The 13,862-nt window shown below is 64.5% G+C and carries 15 protein-coding genes and 1 tRNA gene; 4 read left to right on the forward strand and 12 right to left on the reverse strand.

The genetic code is table 11. The features are described from left to right. Positions 1 to 37: 37 nt before the first annotated feature. The 7 genes from rlmH to K359_RS0122500 all read right to left on the reverse strand — a co-directional run bounded on the left by rlmH (position 38) and on the right by K359_RS0122500 (position 6,064). Positions 38 to 520 carry a 23S rRNA (pseudouridine(1915)-N(3))-methyltransferase RlmH gene (rlmH, locus tag K359_RS0122470; protein ID WP_029081350.1) on the reverse strand — a complete coding sequence of 161 codons (483 nt, stop codon included), beginning with the start codon at positions 518 to 520 and terminating at the stop codon, positions 38 to 40. A gap of 50 nt (positions 521 to 570) precedes the next feature. Then, complete coding sequence (rsfS, locus tag K359_RS0122475) at positions 571 to 939, reverse strand: ribosome silencing factor (RefSeq protein ID WP_029081351.1); 369 nt, start codon at positions 937 to 939, stop codon at positions 571 to 573. Between the two features lie 186 nt (positions 940 to 1,125). Further along, entirely contained in the window at positions 1,126 to 1,749 is a 624-nt protein-coding gene (locus K359_RS0122480; protein ID WP_029081352.1) for a nicotinate-nucleotide adenylyltransferase, read from the reverse strand. 45 nt (positions 1,750 to 1,794) lie between these two features. Then, positions 1,795 to 3,087, reverse strand: coding sequence for a glutamate-5-semialdehyde dehydrogenase (locus K359_RS0122485; protein WP_029081353.1), 1,293 nt, complete (start codon positions 3,085 to 3,087; stop codon positions 1,795 to 1,797). 122 nt (positions 3,088 to 3,209) lie between these two features. Beyond that, positions 3,210 to 4,352, reverse strand: coding sequence for a glutamate 5-kinase (gene proB / locus K359_RS0122490; RefSeq protein ID WP_029081354.1), 1,143 nt, complete (start codon positions 4,350 to 4,352; stop codon positions 3,210 to 3,212). An 81-nt stretch (positions 4,353 to 4,433) separates the two neighbouring features. Then, positions 4,434 to 5,483, reverse strand: a complete 1,050-nt coding sequence (gene obgE, locus K359_RS0122495; protein ID WP_029081355.1) for a GTPase ObgE — start codon at positions 5,481 to 5,483, stop codon at positions 4,434 to 4,436. 101 nt (positions 5,484 to 5,584) lie between these two features. Beyond that, positions 5,585 to 6,064 (reverse strand): MaoC family dehydratase, encoded by a 480-nt coding sequence (locus K359_RS0122500; RefSeq protein WP_029081356.1) that lies wholly within the window; start codon positions 6,062 to 6,064, stop codon positions 5,585 to 5,587. Positions 6,065 to 6,230: 166 nt separating this feature from the next. On the opposite strand from K359_RS0122500, the gene K359_RS0122505 reads away from it, so the two are divergent. Further along, positions 6,231 to 7,145: a DMT family transporter gene (locus K359_RS0122505; protein WP_029081357.1), complete on the forward strand. Its 915-nt coding sequence runs from the start codon at positions 6,231 to 6,233 to the stop codon at positions 7,143 to 7,145. A 194-nt stretch (positions 7,146 to 7,339) separates the two neighbouring features. Here the strand turns inward: K359_RS0122505 and K359_RS0122510 are convergent, their stop codons facing one another. The 4 genes from K359_RS0122510 to K359_RS0122525 all read right to left on the reverse strand — a co-directional run bounded on the left by K359_RS0122510 (position 7,340) and on the right by K359_RS0122525 (position 10,084). Beyond that, entirely contained in the window at positions 7,340 to 7,936 is a 597-nt protein-coding gene (locus K359_RS0122510; protein WP_029081358.1) for a GNAT family N-acetyltransferase, read from the reverse strand. Positions 7,937 to 8,105: 169 nt separating this feature from the next. Next, positions 8,106 to 8,375 carry a 50S ribosomal protein L27 gene (gene rpmA, locus K359_RS0122515; RefSeq protein WP_029081359.1) on the reverse strand — a complete coding sequence of 90 codons (270 nt, stop codon included), beginning with the start codon at positions 8,373 to 8,375 and terminating at the stop codon, positions 8,106 to 8,108. Positions 8,376 to 8,496: 121 nt separating this feature from the next. Further along, entirely contained in the window at positions 8,497 to 8,877 is a 381-nt protein-coding gene (rplU, locus tag K359_RS0122520) for a 50S ribosomal protein L21 (protein WP_029081360.1), read from the reverse strand. 256 nt (positions 8,878 to 9,133) lie between these two features. After that, a complete protein-coding gene (locus tag K359_RS0122525; protein ID WP_029081361.1) occupies positions 9,134 to 10,084 on the reverse strand; it encodes a GlxA family transcriptional regulator in 951 nt (316 codons plus the stop codon). A gap of 124 nt (positions 10,085 to 10,208) precedes the next feature. On the opposite strand from K359_RS0122525, the gene K359_RS0122530 reads away from it, so the two are divergent. Beyond that, entirely contained in the window at positions 10,209 to 11,012 is an 804-nt protein-coding gene (locus K359_RS0122530) for an SDR family oxidoreductase (RefSeq protein WP_029081362.1), read from the forward strand. Positions 11,013 to 11,180: 168 nt separating this feature from the next. Then, entirely contained in the window at positions 11,181 to 12,338 is a 1,158-nt protein-coding gene (locus K359_RS0122535) for an ROK family protein (RefSeq protein WP_029081363.1), read from the forward strand. Positions 12,339 to 12,553: 215 nt separating this feature from the next. Here the strand turns inward: K359_RS0122535 and K359_RS0122540 are convergent, their stop codons facing one another. After that, positions 12,554 to 13,417, reverse strand: a complete 864-nt coding sequence (locus K359_RS0122540) for an alpha/beta fold hydrolase (protein ID WP_029081364.1) — start codon at positions 13,415 to 13,417, stop codon at positions 12,554 to 12,556. A gap of 214 nt (positions 13,418 to 13,631) precedes the next feature. On the opposite strand from K359_RS0122540, the gene K359_RS0122545 reads away from it, so the two are divergent. Beyond that, a tRNA-Ser gene (locus tag K359_RS0122545) sits at positions 13,632 to 13,721 on the forward strand. Positions 13,722 to 13,862 lie beyond the last annotated feature (141 nt).

The raw sequence follows: 13,862 nt of genomic DNA on the forward strand, positions 1-13,862 counted from the left end.
AGTGCGTTCAGCGCTTTCGACTGTCCGTCGCCGCGCCTCAGGCGCGGTGATAGGGGTGGCCGGCCAAAATGGTTGCGGCCCGATAAATCTGTTCCAGAAGCATGACGCGGACCATTTGGTGCGGCCAGGTCGCGGAGCCGAATGCAATACGCAACGAAGCCTTGCGCTGCAATTCGGGCGAAAGTCCGTCGGCGCCGCCGATCACGAAGACGGTATGCGCCAATCCCTCGTCGCGCCAGCGGCCGAGCTGCTGGGCAAAGCTTGTGCTGTCGATGCTCTTGCCGCGTTCGTCGAGCGCCACCAGCGCGTGCTTGTCAGGCAGCAAAGCCGAGATCGCCATGGCCTCTTCGGCGATGCGTGGGGGCGCGTCGCGCGCGCGGCTCTCCGCAATCTCATGAATGTCGAGGCCGCGAAAACCGAGCTTGCGGCCGATATCCTCGAAGCGCTCGCGATAACGCTCGGCGAGCTCCCGTTCCGGGCCCTGTTTCAGGCGGCCGATGCAGATGACAACGAGGCGCATCAACGCAGACTAGCTGCGCTGCTGCCGATTCGCATCGGCCTTGGTACGCCTTAGACCGCCGCGACCGCCGGGTTTTGAGTCCACAACCGTTCGAGATTGTAGAACTCACGCACCTCGGGTCTGAACACGTGCACGATCACGTCGCCGGAATCGATCAGCACCCAGTCGCAATTGGGCATGCCCTCGACATGAATGCTCTTGACCCCGTTTTCCTTCAGGCCCTTCGTCACATTTTCCGCGATCGCACCGACGTGCCGGTTCACCCGGCCGGTGGTGACGATCATGTAGTCGGAATATGCGGATTTGCCGCGAAGGTCGATGGTGACCGTCTCTTCCGCCTTCATATCCTCGAGGCGGGAGAGGATCAGGCTCAGCGTCTTGTTGGCATCCGGTTTGTCGGCATCCGGTTGTGCCTGCAAGGCCGCGGTTTTCGTCGATGTTTTACGCGCAGTCTTTGGAACCTTGGGTAAAACAGACTTGGACAATACAGATGTGGCCAGGGACCATTCCTTTCACTGTATCGCGGGTGCCGAATCCTCGGCCCCACGCACCATATTACGCATGTGGGGTTAATGGTTTCAATATTCCAGTAACCCTTTTGCGCTTCACGCCGTCCTCCAGCTCCCGTCCGGGTTCCGCAGTCCGGTCGAAGACAGATTGGATTTCATTCCTGTCAGGAACACCCAGGCCGGCGCCTGCTGATCGGCCAGCCGTGTCGCCTGATTTTCGGGCACGCGATAGCGCATGAGCGCCTGCGCCGCCGGTGCGGCAAGGGCGCGGAAGCTCTGGGGCGGTCGGTCGATCACGGCAATCGGCACGTCGGAGGCGATGCGCCGCCAATCTTTCCAGCGATGAAATTGCGCGAGATTGTCAGCGCCCATGATCCAGACGAAGTGCACGCCGGAGACACGGCGGCGCAAGTGGATGATCGTGTCAACAGTGTAGCGGACACCAATGACAGCTTCGAGACAGCTGATGTCGATGCGCGGATCGTCGGCGACGCGGCGCGCGGCCGCGGCGCGCTCGGCGAGCGCGTGCAATCCATCATGGTTCTTCAGCGGATTGCCCGGCGTCAATAGCCACCACACGCGGTCGAGCTGCAATCGCTTGAGCGCGAACTGACTGATGGCGCGATGCGCGGCGTGCGGCGGATTGAACGAGCCGCCGAGCAGCCCGATACGCATGCCGTTGGTATAGAACGGAAGCGCCTGGGCTGCGGAGTGCGGCACGGTCGGGGCTTGCTGCAATGGTCTACCGTGCGCGTGCGACAATGATCACGGCCGTGTCTGCCCGGTGCCGTGGACGCGGTACTTGAAGCTCGTCAGCTGCTCGGCGCCGACCGGACCGCGGGCGTGGAATTTGCCGGTGGCAATCCCGATCTCCGCGCCGAAACCGAACTCGCCGCCGTCGGCGAACTGGGTCGAGGCGTTGTGCAGCACGATCGCCGAATCGACCTCGTTGAGAAATTTTTGCGCGGCAGCGGCATCCTCCGTCACGATCGCATCGGTGTGATGCGAGCCGTGATTCTGAATATGCGCAATCGCTTCATCGAGGCCGTCGACGATCTTCGCCGAGATGATCGCGTCCTCATATTCAGTGTCCCAGTCCTCGTCGGACGCGGGCTTCACCCTGGTATCGGAGCTTTGCACGAAAGCGTCGCCGCGCACCTCGCAACCGGCATCGATCAGCAACTCGACCAGCGGTTTCAGCTTCGTCGCGGCGGCCTTGCGATCGACCAGCAGGGTTTCGACGGCGCCGCAGACGCCGGGACGGCGCATTTTGGCGTTCAGGACGACCGCCTTTGCCATCTCGAGCCTGGCGCTGGCATCGACATAAATGTGGTTGACGCCCTCGAGATGCGCGAACACCGGAACGCGTGCTTCCGCCTCGACGCGTGCGACCAGGCTCTTGCCGCCGCGCGGCACGATCACGTCGATGCCACCGTTCAATCCCGTCAGCATCAGGCCGACAGCCGCACGGTCACGGGTCGGCACCAAGGTAATCGCGGCCTCAGGCAGGCCGGCTTCACGCAGGCCCTGCACCAGACAATCATGGATCGCGCGGCAGGAGCGGAAGCTGTCGGAGCCGCCGCGCAGGATCACGGCGTTACCGGACTTCAGACAAAGCACGCCGGCGTCGGCGGCGACGTTGGGGCGGCTCTCGAAGATCACGCCGATCACGCCGAGCGGCACGCGGACGCGCTCGATGGTCATGCCGTTCGGACGCTGCCAGCTTTCGGTGACGGCGCCGACCGGATCAACAATTTCGCGCACGGTGGCTACGCCGTCGGCCATGCCGGCGACGCGCGCCTGTGTCAGTGTCAGGCGGTCGACGAAGGCAGAGGTCATGCCGGCAGCCCGCGCCTCGGCGACATCTTCTGCATTGGCGGCGAGAATGGCCGGCGCGTTGGCGCGGATCGCGCGTTCGATCGCGGCGAGCGCCCGGTCCTTCTGCTCCGGCGGCGCCAGCGCCAGCACGCGCGCGGCAGCGCGCGCCTTGGCGGCGAGGTCGGTCATCAGGGCGGCGAGATCGGCGTTGCCGTCGATCGCCTTCAGGGGCGCGCTCATGGAAGTCCCAGCTTTGGATTAAGGCCATGTTCTAGCATGGCAATTGATGGGTTGGCGAGGCGCGGAACCGGCATGGCAGGTTGGCGGCAGGCCCGGCCATAGGCCCAGTAGGCTATTTGGGCCTATTTGGCCGGGATCGCGCCGGCCGGGCCGATCACCAGATCGTCGCGATGGATCATCTCGGACCGGCCGCTGATGCCCAGAATCGCCATCACGTCGGGCGAGGAGCGGCCCTTGATCTTCTCGGCGTTCTCGGCGTCGTAGGCGACCAGGCCGCGGCCGATCTCATGGGTGTCGGGCCCGCGCACCACCACGGCATCGCCGCGGGCGAACTGGCCGTCGACCTTGATGACGCCGGCCGGCAGCAGGCTCTTGCCGGCGCGCAGCGCTGCGACCGCGCCGGCATCGATGGTCAGCGTGCCCTTCGGCTCGAGCGAGCCCGCGATCCAGCGCTTCCGCGCGGTGACCGGATTGGCCGGGGTCAGGAACCAGGTGCAGCGGCCGCCATCGGCGATCGCCTGCAACGGATGTTCGATCTTGCCGGAGGCGATCAGCATGTGGGTGCCGGCGGTGGTCGCGATCTTCGCGGCCTCGATCTTGGTCGTCATGCCGCCGCGCGACAGTTCGGACCCGGCCGAGCCCGCCATCCCCTCGATCTCCGAGGTGATGCTCTCGACCACCGGGATCAGCTTCGCGTCGGGATCGACCGCGGGAGGCGCGGTGTAGAGGCCGTCGATGTCGGACAGCAGGATCAACAGATCGGCGCTGGTCATGGTGGCGACGCGGGCGGCGAGGCGATCATTGTCGCCGTAGCGGATTTCGGTGGTCGCGACCGTGTCGTTCTCGTTGATCACGGGCACCGCACGCCATTCGAGCAGCTTTGCGATGGTCGAGCGCGCGTTGAGATAGCGGCGGCGTTCCTCGGTGTCCTGCAGCGTCACGAGAATCTGCCCGGCGCCGATATCGTGATGGCCGAGCACCTCCGACCAGATCCGCGCCAGCGCGATCTGACCGACCGCGGCCGCCGCCTGGCTCTCCTCGAGCTTCAGCGGTCCGCGCGGCAGCTTCAGGCGGCTGCGGCCGAGCGCGATCGAGCCCGACGACACCACCATGATCTCGCGGCCGCCCTTGTGCAGCTTGGCGATGTCGTCGACCAGCGCGGCGAGCCAGGACGCCCGCACCTCACCGGCCTGCGAATCGACCAGCAGCGAGGAGCCGACCTTGACGACGATGCGGCGAAAGCTCTTGAGCGCGGGGCGTTTCATGGGTGCGGTCTGGCAGGAAGGTGGAAGCAATATGCGCCACGAGGTGGCTTGGGAAGCACAGGTGTTGTTCGGCGTTGCCGTTCAACCCTGCGGCAGCGGCGTCGCCCACGGCTCCGCCTGAGCCTTGGCCTTGTTGGATACCGGCGCCTCGCCGATCACCTCGACCAGCGTGCGCAGGGCGTCCTGCACGCCTTCGCCGGTCACGCCTGATAGCAACAACGGCGTCTTCTTCGCGGCCCGCTTGAGGCGGTCCTTCTGCTTCTTCAGCTCGTCGGGCGCGACCGCGTCGATCTTGTTGAGCGCGACGATCTCGATCTTGTCGGCGAGTTGGCCATCATAGGCTTCGAGTTCGGTGCGCACCGTCTTGTAGGCCTTGCCGGCATGCTCGCAGGTGGCGTCGACCAGATGCAGCAGCACGCGGCAGCGCTCGACATGGCCGAGGAAGCGGTCGCCGAGGCCCGCGCCCTCGTGCGCGCCTTCGATCAAGCCGGGGATGTCGGCGAGCACGAATTCACGGCCGCCGTAATTCACCACACCGAGCTGCGGATGCAGCGTGGTGAAGGGATAGTCGGCGATCTTCGGCCGCGCCGCGCTGACCACCGACAGGAAGGTCGATTTGCCGGCGTTGGGCAGGCCGACCAGGCCGGCGTCGGCGATCAGCTTCAGCCGCAGCCAGATCCAGCGTTCCTCGCCCGGCGCACCGGGATTGGCGTTGCGCGGCGTGCGGTTGGTGGAAGACTTGAAATGCGCGTTGCCGAAGCCGCCATTGCCGCCTTCAGCCAGCACGAATTTCTCGCCGAGCTCGGTGAAATCGTGCAGCAGGGTCTCGCGGTCCTCGTCGAACACCTGGGTGCCGACAGGCACTTTCAGCACGATCGACTTGCCGTTGGCGCCATGGCGGTCCTTGCCCATGCCATTGGTGCCCTTTGGCGCCTTGAAGTGCTGCTGGTAGCGGTAGTCGATCAGCGTGTTCAGCCCGTCGACGGCCTCGATGATGACGTCGCCGCCGCGACCGCCATTGCCGCCGGAGGGACCGCCGAACTCGATGAACTTCTCGCGCCGGAACGCGACGCAGCCGTTGCCGCCGTCGCCCGAGCGAATATAGACTTTTGCTTCATCGAGGAATTTCATGATGTTCACTAGTTAGGGCAGGGTGGCCGCTGCGGCAACCCGGAAAGGCCCTGACTTCGGCGAAAAGCCTTAATTTTCGGGCCTTTTTACGGCCCAAGCGGCTATGTCGGCCGCCGCCGGACCAGGAATTTCTGCATTCCCTCCAGCACCAGCTCACGGCGCTGGTTGTGCACGGTCGAGCGCAACGTCACGACGCCCGTGGCCCGGCCGGGTGACAGCTCGATCACCTCCAGCGCGGGATAAATGGTATCGCCGGCATAGACCGGCTTCAGGAACTTGCTCGACTGTTCCAGGAAGCCGACCAGCGACTCCTCGACGACATAGGGGAACAGCCCTGCGCCGGGCGCGGTGTGCACCAGGGTCTGGAAGCCATGGGCGAGCAGGTCAGGCATGCCGCGCGTGCGGCAATATTCGACGTCGTAATGGATAGGATGGGTGTCACCGCTCGCGGTCTGGAACGCCGCGAACACGGCCGAGGTCTGGGTCCGGCTCGGAATCACGAAGCGCTCGCCGACCACGAAATCCTCGAACCAGCGCTGCGCGGGGACCATGCGATGCTGGGTGGGGTCGAATTCGCTCATGCGGCGTTTCCTGCTCTCGTTCTTGAAGGGCTGGCTAGCGGTAGCGCAGCCGCCGCACTGCGACAATTGGTTCGATATGCCGTCGGTGGGGTTGTCCTGCATCGCCACGTCGGTAAAACCGGCAGCAAGACCGGCCCGATTCACGCGCGGCGGCAACAAGACAACAATGAGCCTGTTCGCAAAACTGTCCTCCTATGACGATCGATCGGCGCGGCTCGCCGGCATCGGATTGATGCTGCTGTCGATCTTCATGTTCTCGTTCGGCGATGCGATGGGCAAATTCATCGTCGCCACCTATTCGGTTGGGCAATTGCTGTGGCTGCGCGCCTGCGCGGCGCTGCTCGTGCTGCTGCCGATCGTGTGGCAGCGGCGGGCTGATTTCCTGCATCTGGAGCGGCCGTGGCTGCAATTGCTGCGTGTCACGCTGTCGACGCTTGAGGTCGCGGCGTTCTTCCTGGCGACCGTCTATCTGCCGCTCGCCGACGTCATCACCTACTATCTGGCCGGGCCGATCTTCGTCACCGCGATGTCCGGCCTCGTGCTCGGCGAGCATATCGGCTGGCGGCGCTGGACCGCGATCCTGGTCGGCTTTTGCGGGGTGTTGATCGCGCTGCGGCCGTCGGCGCAGACGATCAGCTGGCCGGCGATGATCGCGCTTGGCGGCAGCCTGTCGTTTGCGGTGCTGATGCTGATCACGCGCTCGCTGCGGGCGACGCCCGATATCGTGCTCGCGACATCGCAATTCGGCGGCACGTTCATCCTGGGTGCGGTGCTCTCGCCGTTCCGCTGGGTGACGCCATCAGCCGGCAGTCTCGTGCTGTTCTTCACCGCCGGCATCATCTCGGTCGCGGCGCTGCTTTGCGTGAATCGTTCGCTGAAGCTCGCGCCGGCGAGCGTGGTGGTGCCTTACCAATATTCGATGATCGTCTGGGCGGTGATCTTCGGCTTCGTGGTGTTCGGCGACGTGCCGTCCTGGGCCACCATCGTCGGCGCCGCTGTTATCATCGCGGCCGGCCTCTACATCTTCGTGCGCGAGCAACAGCTCGGACGCGGAGACTCCTCGGTGAATCCGCCGGCGTAACGGTGCAGGGTGGGCAAAGGCGCACCCGCAAATAGCTGTCGTCCCTGCCTAGTGCGCAATTGCGCACGGGAGCAGGGACCCATAACCACCATTGCTTGCCGTCACCAACGCTGGGAGCCACAGCTCGGCCGAGCAATGACCATTTGTGGTTATGGGTCCCCGCGTTCGTGGGGACGACGACCGTGGATCGAGCCTTACGCGCTGCGCCGCGTCGAACTATTCCAGCTCTTCAGCGAGGCCCAGACGCCGCGCGACAGCCGAAAGGCATCGACCGGGCTCGACGAGCCCAGCGCCTCGAAGCGATGCAGCTCGACGCCGCTCCACTGGAAGCCGCACTTCTCGAGGATGTTGCGCGACGACGGGTTGACGACGCGGGCGCCCGCGATCAGCTGGTCGAGATCGAATTCCTCGAAGAAGTAGTCGATCACGGCGCGCGCGGCCTCGGTGCCAAAGCCCTGGCCCCAATGGTCGACGCCGAGCCAGTAGCCGAGTTCGGCCGCGGTCTCCTCGCGCCAGTCGATGCCGGCCATGCCGATCGGGGTGTGATTGCTCTCGATCAGGAAGACGGTCTCGCGCCCGCCCGCGCCGAGTGCGCGCACGAAGTCGATGGCGTCGTCCTGGGTATAGGGATGCGGCAGGCGGCGGGTGTTCTCCGCGATACGGCGGTCATCGGCGAGCCGCGCAATGGCTTTTACGTCCGCGAGCGTCGGCTTGCGCAATGTCAGCCGTTCGGTCTCGAGGACGCAAGCTCTTGCCTCGCGCAAGATCGGCGTCGGGATGTCCTGCAACATGTCGAGCTCCTGTGATGCGACAATCGGTACGCAACGCTTGGAACGTCACGCGCGGTCGAACCAGAACGCGCGCAACGAAAAGGGGAGGCCGGTCATCCCGCCTCCCCTTGGAGCCCTTTGCGACTCCGCCGGTTCAACAGGACCCGGCGGACTCATGTGTGTCCACCGTCTACTCGGCCGCCTCCGCCATCGGAATAACCGATACGAATGTGCGGCCGTTGGCTTTGGCACGGAACTCGACATGACCCTCGATCTTGGCGAAGAGAGTATGGTCGGTGCCCATGCCGACATTAAGGCCAGGATGCCAGGTGGTGCCGCGCTGACGCGCGATGATGTTTCCGGGGATCACGCGCTCGCCACCGAACGCCTTGACGCCAAGGCGCTTGCCCTTGGAATCACGTCCGTTACGCGATGAACCGCCTGCTTTTTTATGAGCCATAGCTCGTCTCCGACTTCGCTTTGATCTCTAGATCAATTCCTTGACGGAATCATTTCACGTTTTGTCACGCTTCAAATCTGAAAGCGCGACGATCACCTTTTTGCGCGTGCCCGCGAACGGCCTATTCGGCTGCCTCGGCGGGCGCTGCGACCTTTTCCCTCTTCGGCCGCGGGCCGACGGTCGGCTGGGCGTTATCGGCGAGGATCTCGGTGATGCGAAGCACCGTGAGCTCGTCGCGATAGCCGCGCTTGCGGCGTGAATTCTTGCGGCGACGCTTCTTGAACGCGATCACCTTGGCGCCGCGCTTGTGCTGCAGCACTTCGGCTGCAACGGTGGCGCCTGCGACGGTGGGCGTTCCCAGCACCGGCGTGTCACCGCCGAGCACCAGAACTTCGCCTAGCTGCACGATCGTGCCGACATCGCCGGCGATCTTGCCAATCTCGAGTACATCATTCGGAACGACACGGTACTGCCGGCCGCCGGTTTTGATGACTGCGAACATCGTTTGATTCCTTCGTGTTCGGTTCCGGCCTCGGACGGTTAGTCCGGGTCGGCTTTTTGTTCAGTCGCTAAGGGTTATGTGTTTCGCGCGAAGGGAATGAATTCCCAAACTGGATCGCACAAAAACGATCGGCGCGAGAAAACCCCCGCGCCGGATGGGCGGACTTATAGCCGCAAACGACGGGGAGTCAAGGTAAAGCGGGGCAAAAACCGGCCAAAAATGAAAGGTTTGGCGTGATTTTCGCCCGGATTCCCCCTCAAGCCGCGGCCTGCGCGGCGGCACGTGCGTGCCGGCGGATGGTCTGCGGCGGCTGGCCCAGCACCCGCAGGAATGCCCGCCGCATCCGCTCGCGGTCGGCAAAGCCGGTTTCGCCGGCGATTTCGTCCATCGAATGGCGGCCGTCGCCGATCAATTCGCGGGCAGCCTCGACCCGGAGCTGCTCGATGGCTTTGGCCGGCGACTGGCCGGTCTCGGCGCGGAAGGCGCGGCTGAACTGGCGCGGGCTGAGCCGCGCGATCTCGGCGAGCTCCTCCACCGACAGTTCGTTACGCAGGTGAGCCTTGGCATAATTCAGCGCGTTCTGGATGCGGTCGGATTTCGGCTCGAGCTCGAGCAGCGCTGAAAACTGCGACTGGCCGCCGGTGCGGCGGTGATAGACCACAAGCTTGCGCGCCACCGAGCGCGCGACCTCGATGCCGAGGTCCTGCTCGACCATCGCGAGCGCCAGATCGATCGTCGCGGTCATGCCGGCCGAGGTCCAGATCGGTCCGTCGACGATGTAGATGCGGTCCTGTTCGACCTTGAGCCTGGGAAATCGTGCCTGCAATTCTGCGGCGAATTGCCAGTGCGTGGAAACGCGCCGGCCATCGAGCAGACCGGCCTCAGCCAGCGAAAAAGCGCCGATGCAAGGCGCGGCGATACGCTGCGACACCGTCATGGCGCGGCGAATATAGTCGGTCAATTCAGGGGATGCTGGATGAAGCTCGTGGCCGGCGCCAATGAACAGCGTGTCGAAGCTGCGATCGCGAAAGGCTTCGGTTTCGACATTGAAGCCGGCGGAGGATCGCACCGGGCCGCCGTGCTCCGACAGCAGCGTGACCTCATAGAAGCGCTCGCCTGCGATCAGGTTGGCAACCTCGAAGGCGGTGATGGCGGCAAAGCCCATCACCTGAAACTCCGGGAAGACGACGAAGCCGATCTCCTGCATTGAACCCTCCGACGAGAATCGATGTCCTAAAAAGGTGTATCTATGACATTTGAGACATGCAAGGGGGCCTGTAGAACCTGACCAACGGCCAAGTCCGGCCGTCCAGGTCAAACAGGAGACCAACATGACCAAGTCAGCCAAGGGAACGGCGCTCGTTACTGGTGCGTCGTCCGGAATCGGTGCCATCTATGCGGACCGGCTCGCACGGCGTGGCTACGATCTGATCCTCGTCGCACGCAACCGCGAGCGCCTCGATGGGCTCGCCAGGCGTCTGTCGGCGGAGACGGGCCGTTCGATCGAGATCGTTGCCGCCGACCTCGCCAAGCGCGGCGACGTCGCACGGATCGAATCCATTCTGCGCGAAAATGCCGGCATCAGCGTGCTGGTGAACAACGCCGGCGTCGGTGCCACCGCGCCGCTGCTCGCATCCGATGTCGACAAGATGAGCGACATGATCGCGCTCAATGTCGACGCGCTGATGCGCCTGACCTATGCGGCGGTGCCGGGACTGGTCGCACGCGGCGGCGGCACCATCGTCAACATCGCCTCGATCGTCGGCGTCGCGCCGGAAATGCTCAACGGCGTCTACGGCGGCAGCAAGGCCTTCGTGCTCGCGCTGACCCAGTCGTTGCAGCATGAGCTGAAGGACAAGAACATCCGCGTCCAGGCGGTGCTGCCGGGCGCCACGGCCACCGAATTCTGGGGTCTGGCCGGCACGCCGGTCGAGCATCTGCCCAGCGCGATCGTGATGAAGGCGGAGGACATGGTCGATGCCGCGCTGGCGGGGCTCGACCAGGGCGAAGTCATCACCGTGCCGTCGTTGCCGGAGGTTGCCGACTGGCAGGCCTATGAGAGCGCCCGCCAGAAGCTGATGCCGAACCTGTCCCGCAGCACGCCTGCGGCGCGCTACGGCGTGAAGGCCGCCTGACGCCTTGCGAATTGCCTCCCGCGCCCGGCCGAAGCGCCGCAGCGCGGGAAGCAACCATTTGAGTTCCCCGCCGTTAGAGCATGATCCGGAAAAGTGTGAAGCGGTTTTCCGAAATGATCATGCTCAAACAATAGTGCTGGGAACCTCAAGCGGGCAGGCAAGGGCTAAATGGCTGACGACGCTGGACTGACCACGGGCATCGCGCACCACGGTGCCGCGCGGCTGCCGTCTGTCGACATCGACAGTTTCAACATCGAGTTGAAGGACGACGAGGGCTTTCTCGGCGACCGCGCCTCAAAGGGCGCTTTCCGCAAGATCCTGGACCGCTGGCGCAAGCCGCTGCGCAAGTCGGACGTAGATCCGTTCGGCGACGAGCCGTCGGACAAGATCAGCAAGAAGAAGCTCGATGAGTTGCTGGTCGGTGACGACGCCGAGGCCTCCGCCATCGTGCACAGCGCGATCGAGGAGTTCGCGCAGGAGCTCGCCTATGTGACGCGGCGCTTCCTCAACACCAAGGCCTGGGCCAAGACCGAGCGCATCGTGGTCGGCGGCGGTTTTCGCGACAGCCGGCTCGGCGAGCTCGCCATCGCGCGCACCGACATCATCCTGAAGTCGGAGGGTCTCAAGGTCGATCTGGTGCCGATCCGCTTTCACCCCGATGATGCGGGCCTGATCGGCACGCTGCATCTGGCGCCATCGTGGATCTTCGAGGCCCATGACGGCGTGCTCGCGGTCGATATCGGCGGCACCAATATCCGCTGCGGCGTCGTCGAGACGCGCTGGAAGAAGGCGCCGGATCTCTCCAAGGCAACGGTCTGGAAATCGGAGTTGTGGCGCCATGCCGACGACGAGCCGACGCGCGAGGGCGCGGTGAAGCGGCTGGTGAAGATGCTGAAGGATCTGATCGCCGAGGCCGAGAAGGCAAATCTCAAGCTCGCGCCATTCATCGGCATCTCCTGTCCCGGCGTCATCAAGGAGGACGGCTCGATCGAGAAGGGCGCGCAGAACCTGCCGGGCAATTGGGAAAGCAGCAAATTCAACCTGCCGGCGAGCCTGGTCGAGGCGATCCCCCAGATCGGCGATCATGACACCGCGATCGTGATGCATAATGACGGCGTGGCGCAGGGGCTGGCCGAGGTCCCATTCATGCAGGATGTCGCGCGCTGGGGCGTGCTGACGATCGGAACCGGGCTCGGCAACGCCCGCTACACCAATCGCAAGAAAGACAACGGCAAGGACGACAAGAAAGCCGAGAAAAAGGACAAGGACGACGAGGGCGACAAGAGCGAGAAAAAGGCCAAGAAAGCCAAAAAAGCCGACGCCTGAGCCTCGGACGCCTGAGCCTCGCCTGTGTGAGCCGATCGCGCGGTAAGGTTGATCGGTTAGGTTAAGATCGGGTTCGCGTTGCCGTTTCGGCGTCGGCCGCTACCGTGACCCCTGTCGCTCCCGCCGACCGGCGAAGCCGCACTTCCCGGCCAGCATTTTTGAGAAGCGGCACGGGACCGCCAGTTTTTGTCGCGTCCTGGCGGTCCCACCACTTTCTACCTCCAATTGATCCGCTCGAAGAAGCCGGCGATCTCGGCTGCCGCGCGGCCGGGGTCCTCGCGATGCGGGAAATGCCCGACATCGGGAAACATCTTCAGGTCCAGATTGGTGAAGGTCTCGCCCAGCCGGTCGGTCCAGCCATAGGGAAACAGCGGATCGTGCTCGGCCCAGCGGATGCAGGTCGGCACGGTGATCGGCGGCAGCGCGGGGGCTTCGCCCTGCATCATTTTCACGCGCCCCGCATGGGAAGCGCGATAATGCGCAAAGCCGCCGGCGAGGTTGCCGGGCTTGAAGAAGTTGTCGGCGAAGTCCTCGATCACATCGTCGAATGCAGCCTTGCGATGCGCCCAATTGTGCAGGAAATGGCCGATGTAGATGCGGCAGTTCTCGCGGCTGACGCCGACCAGCGCGGGCGCCATCTCCATCTGGTGGAACGACTGGTACCAGATGTGGTTCAGCCGGTCGGGTGCCGCCATCCGCGGGCCGATGCCGGGATAGACGAAATCGAAGAAAAACAGGCCGGCGATGCGCTCGGGCGCCTTGCGGGCGAGCGGCTGCATCACCGCGCCGCCGACGTCGTGACCGACCACGCCGGCCTTCTCGATGCCGAGTGCGTCCAGCAGCGCCAGCATGTCGTCGGTATGCTGATCGGGGCCGTAGGGACCGTTGGGCTTGTCGCTGTCGCCGAAGCCGCGCAGGTCGGGCGCGATCAGGGTGTAGCGGTCGGCCAGGCGCGCCATCACCGGCTTCCAGGTCAGCCAGAATTCCGGCCAGCCGTGCAACAGCAAGAGCGGCCTGCCACTCCCGGTCCGTGCGACGTGGAACGCCGCGCCATTGGCTCGAATCGTCACATGCTCCATGGTCCGCTCCTGCTCTGTCTGGCTGGCTCGCGCGCCGACCGAGCCAGAATCGTCCTGCTAGCGCTTTGTTTCCGCGCGCATTCTTGCGTCGCCGATGGTGCCTAGGTGGGCCGAGGCGCCGGTGACGGAAATATTATTGCAGCGCCTTGTCTGGCCCGCCATCCTCGCCTAGAACACGCCCCGACCGCGGGTGGCGCAAATCACCCGGGCCATCGGAGAGGTGGCAGAGTGGTTGAATGCACCGCACTCGAAATGCGGCATAGGTGCAAGCCTATCGGGGGTTCGAATCCCTCCCTCTCCGCCACTCAAACCAGGCAAGGTATTGAGCAGACTCCTCTATTTGGACGAGCAGCGGTCGTCGGGAGGCGTCGCAATCGTTTCAAACGCCCGGCAAATCAGGAGGCGCAGCCGGTACCGCCGCTTTGACCTCCGCCAGAGCCGCTTG

Origin of the sequence: Bradyrhizobium sp. th-b2 (genome assembly GCF_000426785.1) — a bacterium.
Lineage (GTDB): Bacteria > Pseudomonadota > Alphaproteobacteria > Rhizobiales > Xanthobacteraceae > Bradyrhizobium > Bradyrhizobium septentrionale.

Bases quoted from the DNA above. Each gene is read 5' to 3' on its own strand.
- rlmH (WP_029081350.1), bottom strand. From the start codon at position 520: ATGCGCCTCGTTGTCATCTGCATCGGCCGCCTGAAACAGGGCCCGGAA.
- K359_RS0122485 (WP_029081353.1), bottom strand. From the start codon at position 3,087: ATGAGCGCGCCCCTGAAGGCGATCGACGGCAACGCCGATCTCGCCGCC.
- proB (WP_029081354.1), bottom strand. From the start codon at position 4,352: ATGAAACGCCCCGCGCTCAAGAGCTTTCGCCGCATCGTCGTCAAGGTC.
- obgE (WP_029081355.1), bottom strand. From the start codon at position 5,483: ATGAAATTCCTCGATGAAGCAAAAGTCTATATTCGCTCGGGCGACGGC.
- K359_RS0122500 (WP_029081356.1), bottom strand. From the start codon at position 6,064: ATGAGCGAATTCGACCCCACCCAGCATCGCATGGTCCCCGCGCAGCGC.
- K359_RS0122505 (WP_029081357.1), top strand. From the start codon at position 6,231: ATGAGCCTGTTCGCAAAACTGTCCTCCTATGACGATCGATCGGCGCGG.
- K359_RS0122510 (WP_029081358.1), bottom strand. From the start codon at position 7,936: ATGTTGCAGGACATCCCGACGCCGATCTTGCGCGAGGCAAGAGCTTGC.
- rpmA (WP_029081359.1), bottom strand. From the start codon at position 8,375: ATGGCTCATAAAAAAGCAGGCGGTTCATCGCGTAACGGACGTGATTCC.
- rplU (WP_029081360.1), bottom strand. From the start codon at position 8,877: ATGTTCGCAGTCATCAAAACCGGCGGCCGGCAGTACCGTGTCGTTCCG.
- K359_RS0122525 (WP_029081361.1), bottom strand. From the start codon at position 10,084: ATGCAGGAGATCGGCTTCGTCGTCTTCCCGGAGTTTCAGGTGATGGGC.
- K359_RS0122530 (WP_029081362.1), top strand. From the start codon at position 10,209: ATGACCAAGTCAGCCAAGGGAACGGCGCTCGTTACTGGTGCGTCGTCC.
- K359_RS0122535 (WP_029081363.1), top strand. From the start codon at position 11,181: ATGGCTGACGACGCTGGACTGACCACGGGCATCGCGCACCACGGTGCC.
- K359_RS0122540 (WP_029081364.1), bottom strand. From the start codon at position 13,417: ATGGAGCATGTGACGATTCGAGCCAATGGCGCGGCGTTCCACGTCGCA.